Source organism: Pseudomonas migulae, from assembly GCF_024169315.1.
Classification (GTDB): domain Bacteria; phylum Pseudomonadota; class Gammaproteobacteria; order Pseudomonadales; family Pseudomonadaceae; genus Aquipseudomonas; species Aquipseudomonas migulae_B.
In genome coordinates this window covers 2,768,060-2,788,014 of record NZ_JALJWR010000001.1, presented here as the reverse complement: position 1 = coordinate 2,788,014, position 19,955 = coordinate 2,768,060, and the positions used below count along the sequence as shown (strand labels likewise).

Sequence of the window (19,955 nt, the reverse complement as noted above, 5' to 3'; positions counted from 1 at the left end):
CGTCTCTGAAAGTGTAACGAGCCTGGTCAGCCAGGCGTTACGGGAGGCGCCCTCTGGGCGCGCGCGTTTTTCCGCTTCCGATAATTTCAACAAGCGAGGAGGACCGCCATGGGCGTGACCAATCGGTTGGCCTGTTACTCCGACCCCGCCGACCACTATTCCCACCGAGTGCGTATCGTACTTGCAGAGAAGGGTGTCAGCGCCGAGATCATTTATGTGGAAGCTGGTCGCCAGCCGCCTAAACTGATTGAAGTGAACCCTTACGGAAGCCTGCCCACCCTGGTCGATCGTGACCTGGCGTTGTGGGAGTCGACCGTGGTGATGGAATATCTGGATGAGCGTTACCCGCATCCGCCTTTGCTGCCGGTTTATCCAGTGGCGCGTGCCAACAGCCGTCTGCTGATTCATCGTATTCAGCGTGACTGGTGTGGTCTGGTGGATCTGATCCTGGATTCGCGGACCAAGGAAGCAGCCCGCGTAGTGGCTCGTAAAGAGCTGCGCGAAAGCCTGACTGGCGTGTCGCCGCTTTTCGCCGACAAGCCGTTTTTCCTCAGCGAGGAACAAAGTCTGGTGGATTGCTGCCTATTGCCAATACTCTGGCGCTTGCCGATTCTGGGTATTGAACTGCCGCGGCCTGCCAAGCCGCTGCTTGATTATATGGAGCGCTCGTTTGCGCGTGAGGCTTTCCAGGCGAGTCTGTCTGGTGTCGAACGCGATATGCGCTAAGGCTTAAGGAGCCGCTATGAACTCCAGTCGACCTTATCTGGTCCGCGCGCTCTACGAGTGGATTGTGGACAACGATTGCACCCCGCACATGCTGGTCAATTCCGAATATCCGTCGGTGCAGGTGCCACAGGGTTTCGCCAGTGACGGACAGATTGTCCTGAACGTATCGCCGGCCGCCGTGCGTCATTTGCACATGGACAACGAAGCGGTCAGCTTCGAAGGGCGCTTCGGTGGCGTGCCGCATACCCTGTACGTGCCTATCGCATCGATCCTGGGTATTTACGCCCGGGAGAACGGTCAGGGCATGGTGTTCGATCTGGAATCGCCTATGGAAGACGAGGAAGAGATCGAGCCGGAGGATGATCTTCCGCCACCGGACAGTGAGCCGCCGCGTCCCAGCGGTCGACCCAGTTTGAAAGTGGTGAAATAAAAAAAGGGTGATCCGCAAGGATCACCCTTTTTTATTTCATGTAGGAGCCAGGCTTGCCGGCGAAGGCGTCCTGGAAATCGCCTTCGCCGGCAAGCCTGGCTCCTACAGGAGGATGTGTCAGTCGATGTACTCAAACAGCTTCACGATCTTCTGCACGCCGGAAACACCCTGCACCAGATTGGTCGCCTGAGCCGCTTCCTGTTTGGTCAGCAAGCCCAGCAAGTAAACGATGCCGTTCTCAGTGACCACCTTGATGCGCGAACCTGGGATGTTCTTGTCGGTGAGCATCTGGGTCTTGATCTTGGAGGTCAGCCAGGTGTCGTTCTGACGGGCAAGGAAGCCAGAGGGCGGCAGCACCTGCAGTTCGTTGTGCACCGTCTTCACGCGCTGGACGGCGGCGGCGGCCTGTTCGGCCTTGGCCTTGAGATCCGCGCGTGGGGTCTGGCCGGCGAGCAGCACGACGCCGTTGAAGCTGGTGACGACGATGTGCGAATCGTTGTCCAGTGCCGGATCGGCCTTCGCGATGTTCACGCCGACCTTGGTGTCGATCAGAGAGTCGTCGATCTTGCTGCCTAAGGTGCGTGTGCCGCGGTCATCATCGATCGGTGCTTCACGGCTGGCGTTAACCACCGAGGTGCAGCCGCTGATGCCAAGGCACAGGGTCAAGGCCAGAAGGCCTAGGCGATTAGGGGTCATTCTTCACTCCCGAACAGTTGGCTGTCGATCAAGTCGCAAAGGCAATGGATCGCCAGCAGGTGGACTTCCTGAATACGTGCGGTGACGTTGGCCGGTACGCGAATCTCGACGTCCTCGGGCAATAGCAGCGACGCCATGCCGCCGCCATCGCGACCGGTCAATGCTACGACAATCATTTCGCGATCATGTGCGGCCTGGATCGCTTGAATTATGTTTGCCGAGTTGCCGCTGGTGGAAATCGCCAGCAATACGTCGCCCGGCTGGCCGAGCGCGCGGATTTGCTTGGAGAAGATTTCGTTGTAGCTGTAGTCGTTGGCGATCGAGGTGATCGTCGAGCTGTCGGTGGTCAGCGCAATGGCCGGCAGGCTCGGGCGCTCGCGTTCGAAGCGGTTGAGCAGCTCGGACGAGAAATGCTGCGCATCGCCGGCAGAACCGCCGTTGCCGCAGGAGAGCATTTTGCCTTCGTTGAGCAGGGCGTTGACCATCACCTGGCTGGCTTGCTCGATGTGCGGTGCAAGTACGTCCATCGCCATTTGCTTGGTGTCGATACTGGCCTGAAAAAGCTGGCGAATTCGGGATTGCATGTCCATCTGTGTGACCTTAATTAGCGCGGCTACTCGGCACATGAATGTGCAGCCCGCAAAGCAAAGAGCAAAATTGTTGGGTGAAAGTGTCCGTTTCGGGACGCGCTCGATCAGCTGTCGAAGGCATTCTGCAGCCAGTTCAACTGATCGTGGTTGCTGTCGATGGCGACCACGTCGAAACGGCAAGGGGAATTGGCCCAACGCGACTCGCGCTGAAGAAAATACTGCGCGGCAAAAATCAGTTTCTGCCGTTTGCGCTCATCGATGCTATCGAGCGCGCCACCCCATTGAGTGTTTTTTCTGTAGCGAACTTCAACGAATACTACTGTATCGCCATCAAGCATGACCAGATCAAGCTCGCCACGTTTACACAACCAGTTCTGCGCCAGCAGGCGCAGACCCTGTTGTTGAAGATGCTCGAGCGCATGGCGCTCGGCATCTTTACCGCTTTGCTGGCGTGACCTGTCAGGCATCAGTGCGGAGTATCCGGCAGGCGTTGAACCTGGCCGTTGACGAACTGGGCCCATGGCAACTGGCGCACCACGCGTTGGTTCTGAGTCATGCCCAGGCTGCCCGATTGACCTTCGATGCGGCTGTCCGGCAACGCCTTGAGTTGCCCCAGGCGTGGAGCCAGGCGATAGGCATCGACGCCCATCGCATACAGGCGACCCAGGCTGCCGCCGGCTTGTGGCCATTGTGCTGTCACTTGCTTACGCAGTGGATCGTTGGCATCCAGCAACCATGGGGTTTCGCAAAAGCGAACGCCGTTCATGTCGTTGTACTGGTTGACGTCGCCGCTGGCACTGAACACGTGGGACGTGGCGTAGACCGGCACATCACCGGCGTACTGGAAGTTCAGGGTCGGTTTGATCTGCTGGGCTTGCTGAGGCGTGGCGGCCAGGAAGATGAACTCGATGTCCTGGCGGCGCGACGGCTGAGCGGCTACCTGCGAACCAACAGTGCTTTGCAGGCTCTTGGCGCGGCCTTCGCTCTGGCGCAGCTGGAACATGTCGGCGATCTGCTGGGCCAGTTGCACCGGTTGGTCAACGCGTTCGGTGGCAACGATGCTGCCGCCGTTGGCTTGCCAATCCTGGCTGAACGCTCTCAGTACGCGGTCGCCCCATTCGCCTTTCGGCACCATGATGGCGGCGCGATGCAGGCCGTCGGCGCGAGCGCGGCGGGACACTTCGCGAGCTTCGTCTTCAGCGGCAAGACCAAACTGGAACAGCTGGGCCGGACCTTGTTCGCCTTCACTGTAATTCAGTGCCAGGGTCGTGATCGGCAGCTGTGGACGAGCGCTCAACTGTTTGACCAGCGGCTTTTCCAGCGGGCCGACCACCAGTTGCACGCCATCGGCCTGGGCCTTGCGATAGAACTCGTCGAGGGAGGTCAGGCGCGAGCTGTCATAAAACTCGATGGCCGGCGGCTTCTGACCGGCTTGTTGAGCCTGGTAATGAGCAGCCATGAATCCTTCGCGAAGCGCCTTGCCTACCGATGCCAGCGGGCCGTCTTGCGGCAGCAGCAGGGCGATCTTGCCCAGGGGCTGGCTGGCCAGCTCCTTGAGTTTGGTCAGTGGCAGGGGCAGCTGGACGGCGGCCGGGTGCTTGGGGTTTTGGGCGCGCCAGTTGTCGATCGCGGCTTGCTGCTGCTCCAGGGTGCCGGCGGTTTTCACGGCCAGCGCCAGACCCATCCATCCACCGAGGTCGTCGTTGGTGGTCGGTTGCAGCTGATCGGTTGGCAGCGAGGCGATCAGGGTCCAGATCGCTTCGTGGTTTTTGCTTGCCGCTTCACCGCTCAGCATCGGCGCGATGAAAATGCGCTCCCGTGCCGCGGCGAGGGTCTGGCCATCGGCTTCAAGGGCGCGGGCGTGCACGGTGCCGGTGCGAACCTGTTGCTCGACAGGCAATTCGCCCAGGCGTTGCAGGCTCGGGTGGCTCAAGGCAGTCAACGCAGCTTTTGGCTGATTGCGCACCATAGCCAGTTCAGCTGCCAGGGTGCTGGCGAACACCTGTTGGCCAGGCTTGAGTTGTTCGACCGGCACTTGTTGCAGGATTTGCGCGGACTGGCCGGCATTGCCCTGGCGATAAGCGAGGTCTGCCGCACTCAGACGAAGCAGTGCTGCTTGCTCCGGCGTTTTGCTTTTGGCGGCCTGATCGAGCAGTTGCTCGATACTGGCATCCGGGGTCCGTGGAAGTTCGCCAAGGCTGGAAGAGGGCGAGCTGGCGCAAGCCGCCAGCAAGGCAGCGAGGCAGAGGGCAGTGAACAGCCGCAGGCAAGCGATCATGTAGTGTTCCTGATACTCGATCAAATTAGCGTGGAATTGTACCCAAGCACTGGCCGGGGCGCGATGTTACTGGCGTGAATCGATCAATTTAGCTCGTGCAAATGTTGCAGCACTGCACAAAAGGCTGAAAAAACCGGGCTTGCTTGCGCGTATCGAAAGCATCGCTACGCGCTACAATGGCGGCTTTTACCGATCATGAGGTGTGCGCTTTGACTGCTCCAGGTGCTTTGAATTCCGCTGCTGGCTCGCTTTATGTGGTGGCGACGCCCATCGGCAACCTGGACGACATCAGTGCGCGCGCGCTGAAGATCCTGCGCGACGTGGCATTGATCGCCGCCGAAGATACACGTCACTCCCAGCGGTTGATGCAGCACTTTGGCATTCCTACGCCGCTGGCAGCCTGCCATGAACATAACGAGCGGGATGAAGGTAGCCGCTTTATTACCCGCTTGCTCGCCGGCGACGATGTGGCGCTGATCTCCGATGCCGGGACACCGCTGATTTCCGATCCGGGTTATCACCTGGTGCGTCAGGCGCGCGCGGCGGGAATCAACGTGGTGCCGGTTCCGGGTGCCTGTGCACTGATCGCGGCGTTGTCGGCGGCGGGTCTGCCGTCGGATCGTTTTATCTTCGAAGGCTTCCTGCCGGCCAAGGCTGTCGGTCGTCGTGCTCGCCTTGAGCTGGTTAAAGAAGAGCCGCGCACGCTGATTTTCTACGAAGCCCCGCACCGCATCCTTGAATGCCTGCAAGACATGGAGCTGGTTTTTGGTCCGGAGCGTCCGGCGTTGCTGGCGCGGGAACTGACCAAAACCTTCGAAACCCTGAAGGGCCTGCCATTGGCCGAGCTGCGCGAGTTCGTCGAGTCGGACAGCAATCAGCAGCGCGGTGAGTGCGTGGTGTTGGTCGCAGGTTGGTCGGCCCCGGAAACCGAGGACGCTGTCAGCAGTGAAGCCATGCGCATTCTCAATCTGTTGCTCGAAGAGATGCCGCTCAAGCGTGCCGCAGCCTTGGCGGCGCAAATCACCGGCGAGCGCAAGAATGTCCTGTATCAAGTCGCGCTGGATAAACAGAAGGGCGAGTAAAACCCGACGTGCTGGAGTGTCTGCAGGCGTTTAGCGCTTGTTCTTCGGCCGCTCTGCCGTTAACCTTCGCGGCGGAGAGTCGATCGGACAGTCGCTGCCCTCTATGAAAATTAGGGGGGGGAGGAAAGTCCGGGCTCCATAGGGCGAAGTGCCAGGTAATGCCTGGGAGGCGTGAGCCTACGGAAAGTGCCACAGAAAATAACCGCCTAAGCGCTTCGGCGCCGGTAAGGGTGAAAAGGTGCGGTAAGAGCGCACCGCACGTCTGGCAACAGTTCGTGGCTAGGTAAACCCCACTTGGAGCAAGACCAAATAGGGTCCCAAGGCGTGGCCCGCGCTGGGACCGGGTAGGTTGCTAAAGATGTCCAGTGATGGCCATCGTAGACGAATGACTGTTCAAGACAGAACCCGGCTTACAGATCGACTCTCCACCTTTTTCCCTCCCTGTTCGAATGATTGAGCAGGGCGCTCGTAATGGCAGTTTCCCTCCTTGCACAATCCATCGCATATCCTCTTTTGTAATACCGAAAAAATCTTACTCTTAACAAACTACTTTAACTTCTGAGCGCAGCCTTCCGTGCTGATTCAAGTTATTGGGCAGATTCATCCGCCAGATTCTCGTTACCCCTCCTAATACGCTCCTAAATCTCAGTTCTGTAAGGGTTTTCCTTTAATCCGCGCCTTGACGGTGCGGTGGCCGCATTCCTATAGTGTGCGCAAGTGGCGGAAAGTGGCATGAAGTGGGTTTTTTGAACGCAAAACGCTAATATTTGGAGAAACGCTGTCGTGTTTCGCGGAGCTAACGCTATCAGTCTCGACGCAAAGGGCCGTCTCGCTATGCCGAGCCGGTACCGTGACGAGCTCGTTTCGCGTAGTTCCGGGCAGTTGATCGTCACAATTGATGCCGTTGATCCGTGTTTGTGTGTTTACCCCCTCGATGAGTGGGAAATTATTGAAACCAAACTGCGCGCACTCCCTTCGCTTCGCGAAGAGAACCGTCGCCTGCAACGTTTACTGATTGGTAATGCCGTCGACCTCGAGCTCGATGGCAGTGGTCGTTTTCTGGTTCCACCGCGTCTTCGTGAATATGCCCGACTGGACAAGCGCGCGATGCTGGTAGGCCAACTGAACAAGTTCCAATTGTGGGACGAGGATGCCTGGGATGCGGTTTCTGCCGCTGACCTGGCTGCTATTCAACAACCGGGCGCCATGCCTGATGAACTGCGTGATTTGATCCTGTGACTATTGATAGCGGCTTTAACCACATCACCGTACTGCTTGACGAAGCCGTCGAGGCTCTCGCCGTACGTCCTGATGGCTGCTATCTGGACGGCACGTTCGGGCGCGGCGGGCACAGCCGGCTGATCCTCAGCCAGCTCGGTCCCGAAGGTCGGTTGCTCGGATTCGACAAGGATCCTCAAGCGATTGCCACCGGGCAGACGCTAGCGGCCGAAGACGGCCGCTTTGTCGTTGTGCAGCGCAGCTTTGCCGAGCTCGGCTCGGAAGTGGCGGAGCGCGGTCTGGCCGGCAAGGTCAGCGGCGTTTTGCTCGACCTGGGCGTTTCCTCGCCACAGCTCGACGACCCTGAGCGCGGCTTCAGTTTCCTCAACGATGGTCCGCTGGACATGCGCATGGACCCGTCCCGCGGGATCAGCGCGGCCGAATTCGTCAACACCGCGCCGGTGGAAGAAATCGCCCGGGTGTTCAAGGAATACGGCGAAGAACGTTTCTCCGGGCGTATGGCCCGTGCCGTGGCCGAGCGTCGCGATATCAAACCGTTTGAGCGCACCGGCGATTTGGCTGAAGTCCTGAAAGTCGCCAACCCGGCGTGGGAAAAGGGCAAGAACCCGGCAACCCGCGCGTTCCAGGGCCTGCGTATTCACGTCAACAACGAACTGGGCGATCTGGAAGCCGGCCTTGAAGCCGCGCTGGAATGCCTGGAAATCGGCGGCCGCCTGGTCGTGATCAGCTTCCATTCGCTGGAAGACCGCATCGTCAAACTGTTCATGCGCAAACTGGTGAAAGGCGAAGCCGACAACCTGCCGCGCAACCTGCCGGTTCGTCACGTCGCTTTCGAACCGAAAATCAAAGTCCATGGCAAAGCGCAGTCCGCCTCCGAGGCCGAACTCAAAGCCAACCCACGTTCCCGTAGCGCCGTCATGCGCGTCGCGGAGAAGCTGCGGTGAGCAAGCTTTTCGCCAAGCCACTGCCCGGCGGAAGCTTTTTCATGCTGCTGCTGTTTGTGGGCGTGCTTGTGTCGGCCATCGGCGTGTCGTACAGCGCCCACTGGAACCGTCAGCTGTTGAACTCGCTGTACAACGAGTTGAGCGTGCGCGACAAGGCGCAGGCGGAATGGGGCCGGTTGATTCTCGAGCAGAGCACCTGGACCGCCCACAGCCGTATCGAAGTCCTGGCCACCGAGCAACTGAAGATGCACATCCCCGGCGCGGCTGACGTGCAGATGGTGGCGCCATGATGAAACTCGAAGGCGCAATGTTCCCATGGCGGTTTCGCCTGGTGGTGGGTCTGCTTGGCGTCATGGTCGCAGCGATTTGCTGGCGCATCATTGACCTGCAAGTGGTCGACCGTGCCTTCCTGAAAGGTCAGGGCGATGCGCGCAGCGTTCGTCACATCCCGATTCCGGCTCACCGCGGTCTGATTACCGACCGTAACGGCGAGCCTTTGGCGGTCAGTACGCCGGTTACCACCCTGTGGGCCAACGCCAAGGAAATGCAGCTGGCCAAAGAGAAGTGGCCCGCACTGGCGGCCGCGCTGGGTCAGGATCCGAAAGCTCTGGCCGAACGTCTCGAGGCCCAGGCCAACAAAGAATTCATTTATCTGGTGCGCGGGCTGACGCCTGAGCAAGGCCAGTCCGTGCTCGATCTGAAAGTGCCGGGCGTTTATGGCATCGAAGAATTCCGGCGTTTCTACCCGGCCGGTGAAGTGACTGCTCATATGGTCGGCTTTACCGACATCGATGACCATGGCCGTGAAGGTGTCGAACTGGCGTATGACGAATGGCTGGCCGGGGTCGCCGGCAAGCGACAGGTCATCAAGGACCGGCGCGGACGACTTATCAAAGATGTTCAGGTGACCAAAAACGCCAAGGCCGGCAAGCCCTTGGCGTTGTCCATTGACCTGCGTCTGCAATACCTGGCCAACCGCGAGCTGCGCAACGCGATCATCGAGAACGGTGCCAAGGCTGGCAGCCTGGTGATCATGGACGTGAAGACCGGCGAGATCCTCGCCATGGTCAACCAGCCGACCTATAACCCGAACAACCGTCGCAACTTGCAACCGGCGATGATGCGCAACCGCGCGATGATCGACGTGTTCGAGCCGGGTTCGACCATGAAAGCGATTTCCATGAGCGCCGCTATCGAAACCGGCCGCTGGAAACCGACCGATACCGTCGAGGTCTACCCGGGCACCTTGCAGATTGGCAAGTACACCATCAAGGACGTCTCCAAGAGTGAAGGCCCGGTGCTCGACCTGACCGGCATCCTGATCAACTCCAGTAACGTCGGCATGAGCAAGGTTGCGTTCGATATCGGCGGCGAAACCATTTTCCGTCTGGCACAGAAAGTCGGCCTCGGCCAGGACACCGGCCTCGGCTTCCCGGGCGAACGCGTGGGCAACCTGCCGAACTACCGCGAATGGCGCAAGGCTGAAACCGCAACGCTGTCCTACGGCTACGGTATTTCCGTGACCGCGATCCAGTTGGTCCACGCCTTCTCGGCGCTGGCCAACAACGGTCGCCTCGCACCGCTGACCCTGATCAAGACCGACAAGGCGCCGCAAACCACGCAAGTGCTGCCCGAAGCGGTCGCGAAAACCATGCAGACCATGCTGCAGCAAGTCATCGAAGCCCCGCGCGGTGTATTCCGTGCGCAGGTGCCGGCGTATCACGTCGGCGGCAAGTCCGGTACCGCACGTAAAACGTCGGTCGGCACCAAAGGCTACGCCGAGAATTCCTACCGTTCGCTGTTCGCCGGCTTCGGCCCGATGAGCGATCCGCGTTACGCCATCGTGGTGGTGATCGACGAACCGACCAAAGCCGGTTACTTCGGTGGCCTGGTATCGGCGCCGGTGTTCAGCAAAGTGATGTCCGGGACCTTGCGCCTGATGAACATCACGCCGGACAACCTGCCGCCGGTTCAACAGGCCAACGCAACACCGGTCGTTCCGCTGAAAGCCAATGGAGGGCGCGGCTGATGTCTCTGAGCCTGAACAAGATATTCGCCCACGCCGGCCGTGATCTGTTGATCCGTGAATTGGCGCTGGACAGCCGCAATGTGCGGGCAGGTGACCTGTTTCTCGCCGTCCCTGGCGGCAAGTTCGACGGTCGTGCGCACATTACCGACGCCTTGCAGCGCGGCGCCGCAGCCGTGGCTTATGAAGTCGAAGGTTCGACCGTATTGCCGATCACCGATGTGCCGATGATTCCGGTGAAAGGCCTGGCGGCACAGCTGTCAGACATCGCCGGGCGTTTTTACGGTGATCCGAGTCGCCACCTGAATCTGGTCGGCGTGACCGGCACCAACGGCAAAACCAGTGTGACCCAACTGGTTGCGCAAGCGCTGGATTTGCTCGGCCAACATTGCGGCATCGTCGGCACTCTGGGCTCGGGTTTCTATGGCGCGCTGGAAAGCGGCCTGCACACCACGCCGAACCCGATCGCGGTGCAAGCGACCCTGGCTGACCTGAAAAAGGCCGGCGCCAAAGCCGTGGCCATGGAAGTGTCGTCCCACGGTCTGGATCAGGGACGTGTCACCGCGCTGGCCTTCGATGTGGCGGTGATGACCAACCTGTCCCGCGATCATCTGGATTACCACGGCACCATGGAGGCCTACGGCGAAGCCAAGGCCAAGCTGTTTGCCTGGAACGATCTGAAATGCCGGGTGGTTAACCTCGATGACGATTTCGGCCGGCAACTGGCCGCCGAAAAACGCGAATCGCGCTTGATCACGTACAGCCTGCTGGACAGCAGCGCTTACCTGTATTGCCGTGAAGCGCAATTCGACGACGAAGGCGTGCGCGCGACGTTGGTGACGCCGCAGGGCGAACACCATCTGCGCAGCACCTTGCTCGGTCGCTTCAACCTGAGCAACGTGCTGGCTGCGGTCGGCGCCTTGCTCGGTCTGGACTATGCGCTGGACGAAATCCTCAAGGTCCTGCCAAAACTCGAAGGCCCGGCCGGACGCATGCAGCGCCTGGGTGGTGGCACCCAGCCGTTGGTGGTGGTCGATTACGCTCACACCCCGGATGCGCTGGAAAAAGTATTGATGGCCCTGCGTCCTCACGCCAAGGGTCGCTTGTTGTGCCTGTTCGGGTGCGGCGGAGATCGCGATCGCGGCAAGCGTCCGCTGATGGCCGAAGTGGTCGAACGTCTGGCCGATGGCGTGCTGGTGACCGATGACAATCCGCGCACCGAAGATCCTGCCGTGATTTTCGATGACATCCGCGCCGGTTTCACCGATGTGGACAAAGTTACTTTCGTCGCCGGTCGTGGTCAGGCGATTGCCCAGTTGATCGCCAGCGCTTCGGCGGATGACGTGATTGTCCTGGCCGGTAAAGGTCACGAGGACTATCAGGAAATCAACGGCCAGCGCCATGACTTCTCCGATCTGGTCGAAGCGGATCACGCGTTGACCGCGTGGGAGGTGGCCCATGCTTAAGCACCTGAAACTGAGCGAACTGACCGGTGCATTGAATGGCCAGTTGAGCGCGTCCGATGCCACGTTCGACGGTGTCAGCATCGACAGCCGTGCGATCAAACCGGGCCAGCTGTTCATTGCCCTGACCGGTCCGCGCTTCGACGGCCATGACTATCTGAACGACGTGGCCAGCAAAGGCGCCGTCGGTGCCCTGGTCGAGCGCGAAGTCGCCGACAGCACGCTGCCGCAATTGCAGGTCAAGGACACCCGTCAGGCACTGGGTCAACTGGGCGCGATGAATCGTGCGGCGTTTACCCATCCGGTGGCGGCCATCACCGGTTCCAGCGGCAAGACCACGGTCAAGGAAATGCTCGCGAGCATCCTGCGCACGCGCGGTCCGGTGCTGGCGACCCGCGGCAACCTGAACAATGACCTCGGCGTACCGCTGACCTTGCTCGAACTCGCGCCGGAACACACCGCGGCCGTGATCGAACTGGGTGCTTCGCGCCTTGGCGAAATCGCCTACACCGTCGGCATGACCAAGCCCCACGTGGCCGTGCTCAACAATGCCGGGACCGCCCACGTCGGCGAGTTCGGCGGGCCGGAAAAAATCGTAGAAGCCAAAGGCGAGATCATTGAAGGGCTGGCGGCCGATGGCGTCGCTGTGCTCAATCTTGACGACAAGGCGTTCGACATCTGGAAGACCCGCGCTGCCGGTCGCAAAGTCCTGACCTTCGCCCTGAGCAACGTCAGCGCCGACTTCTACGCCAGCGATCTGGACCGCGACGCTCGCGGTTGCCCGGCCTTCAACCTGCACACTCCTGACGGTGTGGAGCGCGTTCAACTGAACCTGCTCGGCACCCATAACGTTGCCAATGCCATGGCCGCCGCTGCTGCCGCGCATGCCCTGGGCGTGTCGCTGTTCGGCATCGCCACCGGCCTCGGTGCAGTGCAGCCGGTCAAGGGGCGCACCGTTGCGCAACTGGCCACCAACGGCATGCGCGTGATCGATGACACCTACAACGCGAACCCCACCTCCATGTGCGCGGCCGTTGATATACTCGCCGGCTTTTCCGGTCGCACCGTTCTGGTGCTCGGGGATATCGGCGAGTTGGGCGATTGGGCGGAGCAGGGCCACCGCGACGTGGGCGAGTATGCCCGTGGCAAGGTTTCCGCGCTTTATGCCGTCGGGCCAAATATGGTTCACGCCGTAAACGCTTTTGGCGAGCAGGCTTATCACTTCACCACTCAGGCTGAATTGATCAAGGCCCTCGGCGCCGAGCAAGACACAAACACCACCATTTTGATCAAGGGCTCGCGCAGCGCTGCGATGGAAAACATCGTCGCCGCTTTGTGCGGGACCAGCCTGGAGAAACATTGATGCTGCTGCTGTTAGCGGAGTACCTGCAACAGTTCTACAAAGGCTTCGCGGTCTTCCAGTACCTGACCCTGCGCGGGATCCTCGGTGTGCTGACCGCGCTGGTCCTGTCGCTGTGCTATGGCCCGTGGATGATCCGCACGTTGCAGAACCGTCAGATCGGCCAGTCCGTTCGTAACGACGGTCCACAATCGCACCTGTCCAAATCCGGCACGCCGACCATGGGTGGCGCACTGATCCTATCGTCCATCGGCGTGAGTACTTTGCTTTGGGCTGACCTGAGCAACCGCTATGTGTGGACCGTGTTGCTGGTCACGTTGCTGTTCGGTGCCATCGGCTGGGTCGATGACTATCGCAAGGTGATCGAGAAGAACTCCAAAGGCCTGCCGAGCCGCTGGAAGTATTTCTGGCAGTCGGTGTTCGGCCTCGGCGCGGCGATCTTCCTTTATATGACCGCGGCGACACCGGTGGAAACCACCCTGATCCTGCCGATGCTCAAGGACTACAGCATTCCGCTGGGTGCCGGCTTCATCGTCCTGACCTATTTCGTGATCGTCGGCTCGAGCAACGCGGTCAACCTGACCGACGGCCTCGACGGCCTGGCGATCATGCCGACCGTGATGGTCGGTGGTGGCCTGGGGATTTTCTGCTACCTGTCGGGTAACGTGAAATTCGCTGAATACCTGCTGATTCCGTATGTCCCGGGCGCAGGCGAACTGATCGTGTTCTGCGGCGCGCTGATCGGTGCGGGTCTCGGTTTTCTCTGGTTCAACACCTATCCGGCACAGGTTTTCATGGGCGACGTTGGCGCGCTGGCGCTGGGCGCAGCCCTGGGCACCATCGCGGTGATCGTCCGTCAGGAAATCGTCCTGTTCATCATGGGCGGGGTGTTCGTGATGGAAACCCTGTCGGTCGTTATCCAGGTTGCATCTTTCAAGCTGACCGGTCGCCGCGTGTTCCGCATGGCGCCGATTCACCACCACTTTGAACTCAAGGGCTGGCCCGAGCCACGCGTGATCGTCCGTTTCTGGATCATCACCGTGATTCTCGTACTGGTCGGCCTTGCCACCCTGAAGCTGAGGTAGAACGAGTGTCTCTGATCGCTTCTGACCACTTCCGCATCGTTGTCGGCCTCGGCAAGAGCGGCATGTCCCTGGTTCGCTTCCTGGCGAACCGGGGCACGTCGTTTGCCGTCGCCGATACGCGGGAAAATCCACCGGAACTGGCCACGCTCAAGCGTGACTATCCGCACGTGGAAGTGCGTTGTGGCGAGCTGGACGTCGAATTCCTGTGCCGGGCCGACGAGCTCTACGTGAGCCCTGGTCTGGCGCTGGCGACCCCGGCCCTGCAGGCCGCTGCGGCCCGTGGCGTGAAATTGTCCGGCGACATCGAGCTGTTCGCGCGTAATGCGAAGGCGCCGATCGTGGCCATCAGCGGTTCCAACGCGAAAAGCACCGTGACCACCCTGGTGGGCGAGATGGCGGCTGCGGCGGGCAAGCGTGTCGCCGTCGGCGGCAACCTTGGCACCCCGGCGCTGGATTTGCTTCGCGATGACGTCGAGCTGTACGTGATGGAATTGTCGAGCTTCCAGCTCGAGACCACCGATCAACTCAACGCCGAAGTGGCGACCGTGCTCAACATCAGCGAAGACCACATGGACCGCTATAGCGGTCTGCCGGCCTATCATCTGGCCAAGCACCGGATCTTCCGCGGCGCCAAACAGTTTGTGGTCAATCGTCAGGACGCACTGACCCGTCCATTGATTGGCGAAGGCCAGCCTTGCTGGACTTTCGGTTTGGGCAAGCCCGATTTCAAGGCCTTTGGTATCCGGGAAGAGGACGGCGAGAAATACCTGGCCTTCGAATTCCAGAACCTGATGCCGGTGCGCGAGTTGAAAATTCGCGGTGCGCACAACCAGTCCAATGCCCTGGCGGCCCTGGCCCTGGGCCACGCGGTCGGCCTGCCGTTCGAGGCCATGCTGTCGAGCCTGCGCACGTTCGCCGGGCTTGAGCATCGCTGCCAGTGGGTTCGTGACCTCGATGGCGTGGGCTATTACAACGATTCCAAAGCCACCAACGTGGGCGCCGCACTGGCCGCCATCGAAGGCCTGGGCGCGGACATCGACGGCAAGGTCGTGCTGATCGCCGGTGGCGACGGCAAGGGTGCCGAGTTCAATGATCTGCGTGATCCGGTGGCGGCCAACTGCCGCGCCGTGATCCTGATGGGCCGCGACTCCGACAAGATCGGCGAGGCCATTGGCGACGCCGTGCCGCTGATCCGCGCCGGTTCACTGGTCGAAGCGGTTGAGCAATGCCGCGCCGCTGCGCAACCGGGCGACGTGGTGCTGTTGTCGCCGGCCTGCGCCAGTTTCGACATGTTCAAGAATTACGAAGACCGTGGTCACCAGTTCGTCCGCGCCGTGGAGGATCTGGCATGAGCCTGCTTAACATCATCAAGCCGTATCCTTCGCCGCTCATTACCGGGCGCGGCATCGACCTCGATTTCCCGATGCTCGCCGGTTGCCTGGCCTTGCTCGGCCTCGGTCTGGTCATGATTGCATCGGCCTCGACCGAAGTGGCGGCCGTGCAGTCAGGCAGCGCGCTGTACTACATGATTCGCCATTTGATCTACGTGGTGCTGGGCCTGGCGGCCTGCATCGTCACCATGATGATTCCGATCGCCACCTGGCAACGCCTGGGCTGGCTGATGCTGATTGGTGCGTTCGGTTTGCTGGTGATGGTGATCATTCCGGGGATCGGCCGTGAGGTGAACGGGTCGATGCGCTGGATCGGTTTCAGTTTCTTCAACGTTCAGCCTTCCGAGATCGCCAAGGTGTTCGTGGTGATCTACCTCGCCGGTTATCTGGTGCGTCGCCAGAAAGAAGTACGTGAAAGCTGGATGGGCTTCTTCAAGCCGTTCATCGTGCTGCTGCCGATGGCGGGTCTGTTGCTGATGGAACCGGACTTCGGTGCCACCGTGGTGATGATGGGCGCGGCGGCGGCGATGCTGTTCCTCGGCGGGGTCGGGCTGTTCCGTTTTTCCTTGATGGTGGTTCTGGCGGTCGCGGCGGTGGTGCTGTTGATTCAAGTGCAGCCGTATCGAATGGCGCGCTTGACCAACTTTGCCGATCCGTGGGCTGACCAGTTCGGTGCCGGTTATCAGTTGTCGCAGGCGTTGATCGCGTTTGGTCGCGGCGAATGGCTGGGCGTTGGCCTGGGCAACAGCGTGCAGAAACAGTTCTACCTGCCGGAAGCCCACACCGACTTCGTGTTTTCGGTCCTGGCCGAAGAGCTCGGTGCCGTGGGTTCCTTGTGCACGGTCGCACTGTTCGTCTTCGTCTGTATTCGTGGCATGTACATCGGTTATTGGGCCGAGAAAGCCAAGCAATTCTTTGCCGCTTATATCGCGTACGGCTTGTCATTCCTGTGGATCGGTCAGTTCCTGATCAACATCGGGGTGAACGTCGGCCTGCTGCCAACCAAAGGGTTGACCCTGCCGTTCCTCAGTTATGGCGGCAGTTCGCTGGTGATCTGCTGTGCCTGTCTCGGTTTGTTGCTGCGCATCGAGTGGGAGAGTCGAACCCACCTCGGCAGCGAAGAGATGGAGTTTCATGAGAGTGACTTCGCCGAGGAGTCGACCCATGGGCGCTAACGTTCTGATCATGGCGGGCGGCACCGGTGGCCACGTGTTCCCGGCGCTGGCCTGCGCTCGCGAATTTCAGGCGCGCGGCTACACCGTGCATTGGCTCGGGACGCCGCGTGGCATCGAGAACGATCTGGTGCCGATGGCCGGTATCGAGCTGCATCGGATCAATGCCAGCGGTCTGCGCGGCAAGGGCAAATTGTCCCTGCTCAAGGCGCCATTGATGTTGCTCAAATCGGTCTGGCAGGCGCGGGCGATCATTCGCCAGCTGCGGCCGGTGTGCGTGGTCGGCTTCGGTGGTTATGTGACCGGACCTGGCGGCGTTGCAGCCAAACTGGCCGGTGTGCCGGTGATCGTTCATGAACAGAACGCCGTGGCCGGTACCGCCAATCGGTTGCTGGTGCCGTTGGCCGCCCGAGTCTGTGAAGCGTTCCCCGACACCTTTACCCTGTCGGACAGCCGACGGACCACCGGTAATCCGGTGCGCACCGAGCTGTTCCTCGACACACCGCGACCAGCCCTGGCCGGTCGCAAGGCGCGTTTACTGATCCTGGGCGGAAGCCTGGGCGCAGAACCGTTGAACAAGTTGCTGCCTGAAGCCCTGTCGCACGTCGCTCCCGACCTGCGCCCGGAAGTGTTCCATCAAGCCGGCAAAAATCACGATGAAGTGACTGCAGAGCGCTATCGCGCGGCTGGCGTCGAGGCGCAAGTGCAGCCTTTCATCAAAGACATGGCCCACGCCTATGGCTGGGCCGACCTGGTGGTGTGCCGCGCAGGCGCATTGACCATCAGTGAACTGGCCGCCGCCGGTCTGCCCTCGATGCTGGTGCCCTTGCCCCATGCGATCGACGATCACCAGACCCGCAACGCCGATTATTTGGCCCGTGAAGGCGCTGCCTTCCTGATGCCGCAAAGAACGACTGGCGCAGCGGATCTTGCCGCACGCCTGACAGAGGTCCTGATGCAACCACAACGACTCACCGACATGGCCACTGCGGCACGCCGCCTGGCCAAACCCGATGCGACCCGTAACGTGGTCGATACCTGCCTGGAGGTGGCCCATGGTTGAGAATCAGAAAGCCATGCCGCAACCGGAAATGCGCCGCATCCGTCGCATCCACTTCGTCGGTATCGGCGGCGTGGGCATGTGCGGGATCGCCGAAGTGTTGCTGAACCTGGGCTATGACGTGTCCGGTTCCGACCTGAAAGCTTCGCCGGTCACCGAGCGCCTGGAATCCTTTGGCGCACAGATTTTCATCGGCCACCGCGCCGAAAACGCTGCCGCCGCCGACGTGCTGGTGGTGTCGAGTGCCGTGAACACGTCCAACCCGGAAGTCGCCACCGCGCTGGAACGCCGCATTCCAGTGGTGCCACGCGCCGAGATGCTGGCCGAGCTGATGCGCTATCGCCACGGCATCGCCGTCGCCGGTACGCACGGCAAAACCACCACCACCAGCCTGATCGCTTCGGTGTTCGCTGCCGGTGGTTTGGACCCGACATTCGTCATCGGTGGTCGTCTGAATGCGGCGGGCACCAATGCCCAGCTCGGCACCAGCCGTTACCTGATCGCCGAAGCCGACGAAAGCGACGCCAGTTTCCTGCACCTGCAGCCGCTGGTGGCCGTGGTCACCAACATCGACGCCGACCACATGGCGACCTACGACGGTGACTTCAACAAGCTGAAGAAAACCTTCGTCGAGTTCCTGCACAACCTGCCGTTCTACGGTCTGGCGGTGGTGTGCCTGGACGACCCGGTGGTGCGTGAAATCCTGCCGCAGGTCAAGCGTCCGACCGTCACTTACGGCTTCGGCGATGACTGCGATGTGCGCGCAATCAATGTGCGTCAGCAGGGCATGCAGACCTTCTTCACCGTCCTGCGACCTGACCGCGAGCCGCTGGACGTCTCGGTGAACATGCCGGGCAACCACAACGTGCTGAACGCGCTGGCCACCATCTGCATCGCCACTGACGAAGGCGTCAGCGACGAAGCCATCGTCCAGGGCCTGTCCGGGTTCCAGGGTGTCGGCCGACGCTTCCAGGTCTACGGCGAACTGCCGGTCGAAGACGGCAGCGTGATGCTGGTCGACGACTACGGTCACCACCCGACCGAAGTTGCCGCCGTAATCAAAGCCGTGCGCGGTGGCTGGCCGGAGCGCCGTCTGGTGATGGTCTACCAGCCGCACCGTTACAGCCGCACCCGCGACCTGTACGACGATTTCGTCAATGTACTGGCCGACGCCAACGTCCTGCTGCTGATGGAAGTCTATCCGGCCGGTGAAGAGCCGATCCCGGGCGCCGACAGCCGCAAGCTGTGCAACAGCATCCGCCAGCGTGGCCAGCTCGACCCGATCTACATCGAGCGCGGTGTCGACCTCGCGCCGGTGGTCAAGCCGCTGCTGCGTGCCGGCGACATCCTGCTGTGCCAGGGCGCCGGTGATATTGGTGGTCTTGCACCGAAATTGTTGAAGAGTCCGTTGTTCGCTGGCGCCGTTGCCGCGCCGAGCGTGGGGAAGTTGAAATGACTGCTGCTTACGCCAACCTCGTCTCCACGATCGCGCCGAAAGACTTCGGCCGCGTCGCCGTGCTGTTCGGCGGCAAGAGTGCCGAGCGTGAGGTCTCCCTGAAGTCGGGTAACGCGGTTCTCGACGCGCTGCAAAGCGCCGGTGTGGACGCGTTCGGTCTCGACGTGGGCGATGACCTGTTGCAGCGTTTGCTCAACGAAAAAATCGACCGCGCCTTCATCATCCTCCACGGTCGTGGCGGTGAAGACGGCAGCATGCAAGGCCTGCTGGAATGCCTGGGCATTCCGTACACCGGCAGCGGCATCCTGGCTTCGGCACTGGCCATGGACAAGCTGCGCACCAAACAGGTCTGGCACAGCCTCGGCATTCCGACGCCACGTCACGCGGTGCTGAGTTCCGAGGCCGATTGTATTTCGGCGGCGACGGAACTGGGCTTCCCTTTGATCGTCAAACCGGCCCATGAAGGTTCAAGTATCGGGATGGCCAAAGTGACCTCCGCGTCCGAGTTGATCGACGCGTGGAAAGCGGCCAGTACCTATGATTCGCAAGTGTTGGTCGAGCAATGGATTCAAGGTCCGGAGTTCACCATCGCCACCCTGCGTGACCAGGTGTTGCCACCGATTGCCCTGGGCACGACGCACAGTTTCTACGACTACGACGCCAAGTACGTGGCTTCCGATACTCAGTACCGGATTCCGTGTGGCCTCGACAGCACCAAGGAAAAAGAACTGATGGACCTCACGGCGAAAGCCTGTGAGGCGCTGGGTATCGCCGGTTGGGGCAGGGCAGACGTGATGCAGGACGCCGACGGGCAGTTCTGGTTCCTCGAAGTCAACACCGCACCGGGCATGACCGATCACAGTCTGGTGCCGATGGCGGCCCGTGCTGCCGGTCTGGATTTCCAGCAACTGGTTCTGGCGATTCTAGCGGCAAGCATTGAGGCGCGAGGTTAATACC

The 19,955-nt window shown here is 60.9% G+C and carries 19 protein-coding genes and 1 other RNA gene; 16 read left to right on the top strand and 4 right to left on the bottom strand.

Going from position 1 to position 19,955, the window contains the following annotated elements:
* Nucleotides 1–108: 108 nt before the first annotated feature.
* Together J2Y86_RS12735 and J2Y86_RS12730 are read left to right on the top strand one after the other, a co-directional pair.
* A complete protein-coding gene (locus J2Y86_RS12735; RefSeq protein WP_007905304.1) occupies nucleotides 109–726 on the top strand; it encodes a glutathione S-transferase N-terminal domain-containing protein in 618 nt (205 codons plus the stop codon).
* A 16-nt stretch (nucleotides 727–742) separates the two neighbouring features.
* A complete protein-coding gene (locus J2Y86_RS12730; RefSeq protein ID WP_201120581.1) occupies nucleotides 743–1,156 on the top strand; it encodes a ClpXP protease specificity-enhancing factor in 414 nt (137 codons plus the stop codon).
* A gap of 117 nt (nucleotides 1,157–1,273) precedes the next feature.
* Here the strand turns inward: J2Y86_RS12730 and J2Y86_RS12725 are convergent, their stop codons facing one another.
* The 4 genes from J2Y86_RS12725 to J2Y86_RS12710 all read right to left on the bottom strand — a co-directional run bounded on the left by J2Y86_RS12725 (nucleotide 1,274) and on the right by J2Y86_RS12710 (nucleotide 4,720).
* A complete protein-coding gene (locus tag J2Y86_RS12725; protein WP_214378574.1) occupies nucleotides 1,274–1,852 on the bottom strand; it encodes a BON domain-containing protein in 579 nt (192 codons plus the stop codon).
* Nucleotides 1,849–2,442, bottom strand: coding sequence for a phosphoheptose isomerase (locus J2Y86_RS12720; RefSeq protein WP_008025961.1), 594 nt, complete (start codon nucleotides 2,440–2,442; stop codon nucleotides 1,849–1,851). Before J2Y86_RS12720 ends, J2Y86_RS12725 begins: the two co-directional genes overlap by 4 nt.
* 104 nt (nucleotides 2,443–2,546) lie before the next feature.
* A complete protein-coding gene (locus J2Y86_RS12715; protein WP_214378572.1) occupies nucleotides 2,547–2,909 on the bottom strand; it encodes a YraN family protein in 363 nt (120 codons plus the stop codon).
* A complete protein-coding gene (locus J2Y86_RS12710; protein WP_253431721.1) occupies nucleotides 2,909–4,720 on the bottom strand; it encodes a penicillin-binding protein activator in 1,812 nt (603 codons plus the stop codon). The genes J2Y86_RS12715 and J2Y86_RS12710 overlap by 1 nt, the downstream gene beginning before the upstream one ends.
* A 176-nt stretch (nucleotides 4,721–4,896) precedes the next feature.
* Here J2Y86_RS12710 and rsmI point away from each other — a divergent pair, with 176 nt between their 5' ends.
* The 14 genes from rsmI (at nucleotide 4,897) to J2Y86_RS12640 (ending at nucleotide 19,951) form a co-directional block, all read left to right on the top strand.
* The gene (rsmI, locus tag J2Y86_RS12705; protein WP_253431718.1) at nucleotides 4,897–5,802 is read left to right on the top strand and encodes a 16S rRNA (cytidine(1402)-2'-O)-methyltransferase; all 906 of its coding nucleotides are present in this window, start codon (nucleotides 4,897–4,899) and stop codon (nucleotides 5,800–5,802) included.
* 75 nt (nucleotides 5,803–5,877) lie between these two features.
* Nucleotides 5,878–6,231, top strand: an RNA gene (gene rnpB, locus J2Y86_RS12700) — RNase P RNA component class A.
* Between the two features lie 354 nt (nucleotides 6,232–6,585).
* Complete coding sequence (mraZ, locus tag J2Y86_RS12695; protein WP_008025967.1) at nucleotides 6,586–7,041, top strand: division/cell wall cluster transcriptional repressor MraZ; 456 nt, start codon at nucleotides 6,586–6,588, stop codon at nucleotides 7,039–7,041.
* A complete protein-coding gene (rsmH, locus tag J2Y86_RS12690; RefSeq protein WP_084320472.1) occupies nucleotides 7,038–7,985 on the top strand; it encodes a 16S rRNA (cytosine(1402)-N(4))-methyltransferase RsmH in 948 nt (315 codons plus the stop codon). The genes mraZ and rsmH overlap by 4 nt, the downstream gene beginning before the upstream one ends.
* A complete protein-coding gene (gene ftsL / locus J2Y86_RS12685) occupies nucleotides 7,982–8,275 on the top strand; it encodes a cell division protein FtsL (RefSeq protein WP_032828607.1) in 294 nt (97 codons plus the stop codon). Before rsmH ends, ftsL begins: the two co-directional genes overlap by 4 nt.
* On the top strand, nucleotides 8,275–10,014 hold the full coding sequence (locus J2Y86_RS12680) for a peptidoglycan D,D-transpeptidase FtsI family protein (protein WP_253440251.1): 1,740 nt from the start codon (nucleotides 8,275–8,277) through the stop codon (nucleotides 10,012–10,014). The genes ftsL and J2Y86_RS12680 overlap by 1 nt, the downstream gene beginning before the upstream one ends.
* Nucleotides 10,014–11,477 carry a UDP-N-acetylmuramoyl-L-alanyl-D-glutamate--2,6-diaminopimelate ligase gene (locus J2Y86_RS12675; RefSeq protein ID WP_253431714.1) on the top strand — a complete coding sequence of 488 codons (1,464 nt, stop codon included), beginning with the start codon at nucleotides 10,014–10,016 and terminating at the stop codon, nucleotides 11,475–11,477. The genes J2Y86_RS12680 and J2Y86_RS12675 overlap by 1 nt, the downstream gene beginning before the upstream one ends.
* Complete coding sequence (locus J2Y86_RS12670) at nucleotides 11,470–12,837, top strand: UDP-N-acetylmuramoyl-tripeptide--D-alanyl-D-alanine ligase (protein ID WP_253431712.1); 1,368 nt, start codon at nucleotides 11,470–11,472, stop codon at nucleotides 12,835–12,837. The genes J2Y86_RS12675 and J2Y86_RS12670 overlap by 8 nt, the downstream gene beginning before the upstream one ends.
* A complete protein-coding gene (gene mraY, locus J2Y86_RS12665; protein ID WP_008037292.1) occupies nucleotides 12,837–13,919 on the top strand; it encodes a phospho-N-acetylmuramoyl-pentapeptide-transferase in 1,083 nt (360 codons plus the stop codon). Before J2Y86_RS12670 ends, mraY begins: the two co-directional genes overlap by 1 nt.
* A 5-nt stretch (nucleotides 13,920–13,924) precedes the next feature.
* Nucleotides 13,925–15,271, top strand: coding sequence for a UDP-N-acetylmuramoyl-L-alanine--D-glutamate ligase (murD, locus tag J2Y86_RS12660; RefSeq protein ID WP_253431708.1), 1,347 nt, complete (start codon nucleotides 13,925–13,927; stop codon nucleotides 15,269–15,271).
* Nucleotides 15,268–16,485 (top strand): putative lipid II flippase FtsW, encoded by a 1,218-nt coding sequence (gene ftsW, locus J2Y86_RS12655; RefSeq protein WP_437180660.1) that lies wholly within the window; start codon nucleotides 15,268–15,270, stop codon nucleotides 16,483–16,485. The genes murD and ftsW overlap by 4 nt, the downstream gene beginning before the upstream one ends.
* A complete protein-coding gene (gene murG, locus J2Y86_RS12650) occupies nucleotides 16,475–17,545 on the top strand; it encodes an undecaprenyldiphospho-muramoylpentapeptide beta-N-acetylglucosaminyltransferase (RefSeq protein ID WP_253431704.1) in 1,071 nt (356 codons plus the stop codon). The genes ftsW and murG overlap by 11 nt, the downstream gene beginning before the upstream one ends.
* Nucleotides 17,538–18,998, top strand: coding sequence for a UDP-N-acetylmuramate--L-alanine ligase (murC, locus tag J2Y86_RS12645; protein ID WP_253431702.1), 1,461 nt, complete (start codon nucleotides 17,538–17,540; stop codon nucleotides 18,996–18,998). The genes murG and murC overlap by 8 nt, the downstream gene beginning before the upstream one ends.
* Entirely contained in the window at nucleotides 18,995–19,951 is a 957-nt protein-coding gene (locus tag J2Y86_RS12640) for a D-alanine--D-alanine ligase (RefSeq protein ID WP_017340683.1), read from the top strand. Before murC ends, J2Y86_RS12640 begins: the two co-directional genes overlap by 4 nt.
* Nucleotides 19,952–19,955: the final 4 nt, after the last annotated feature.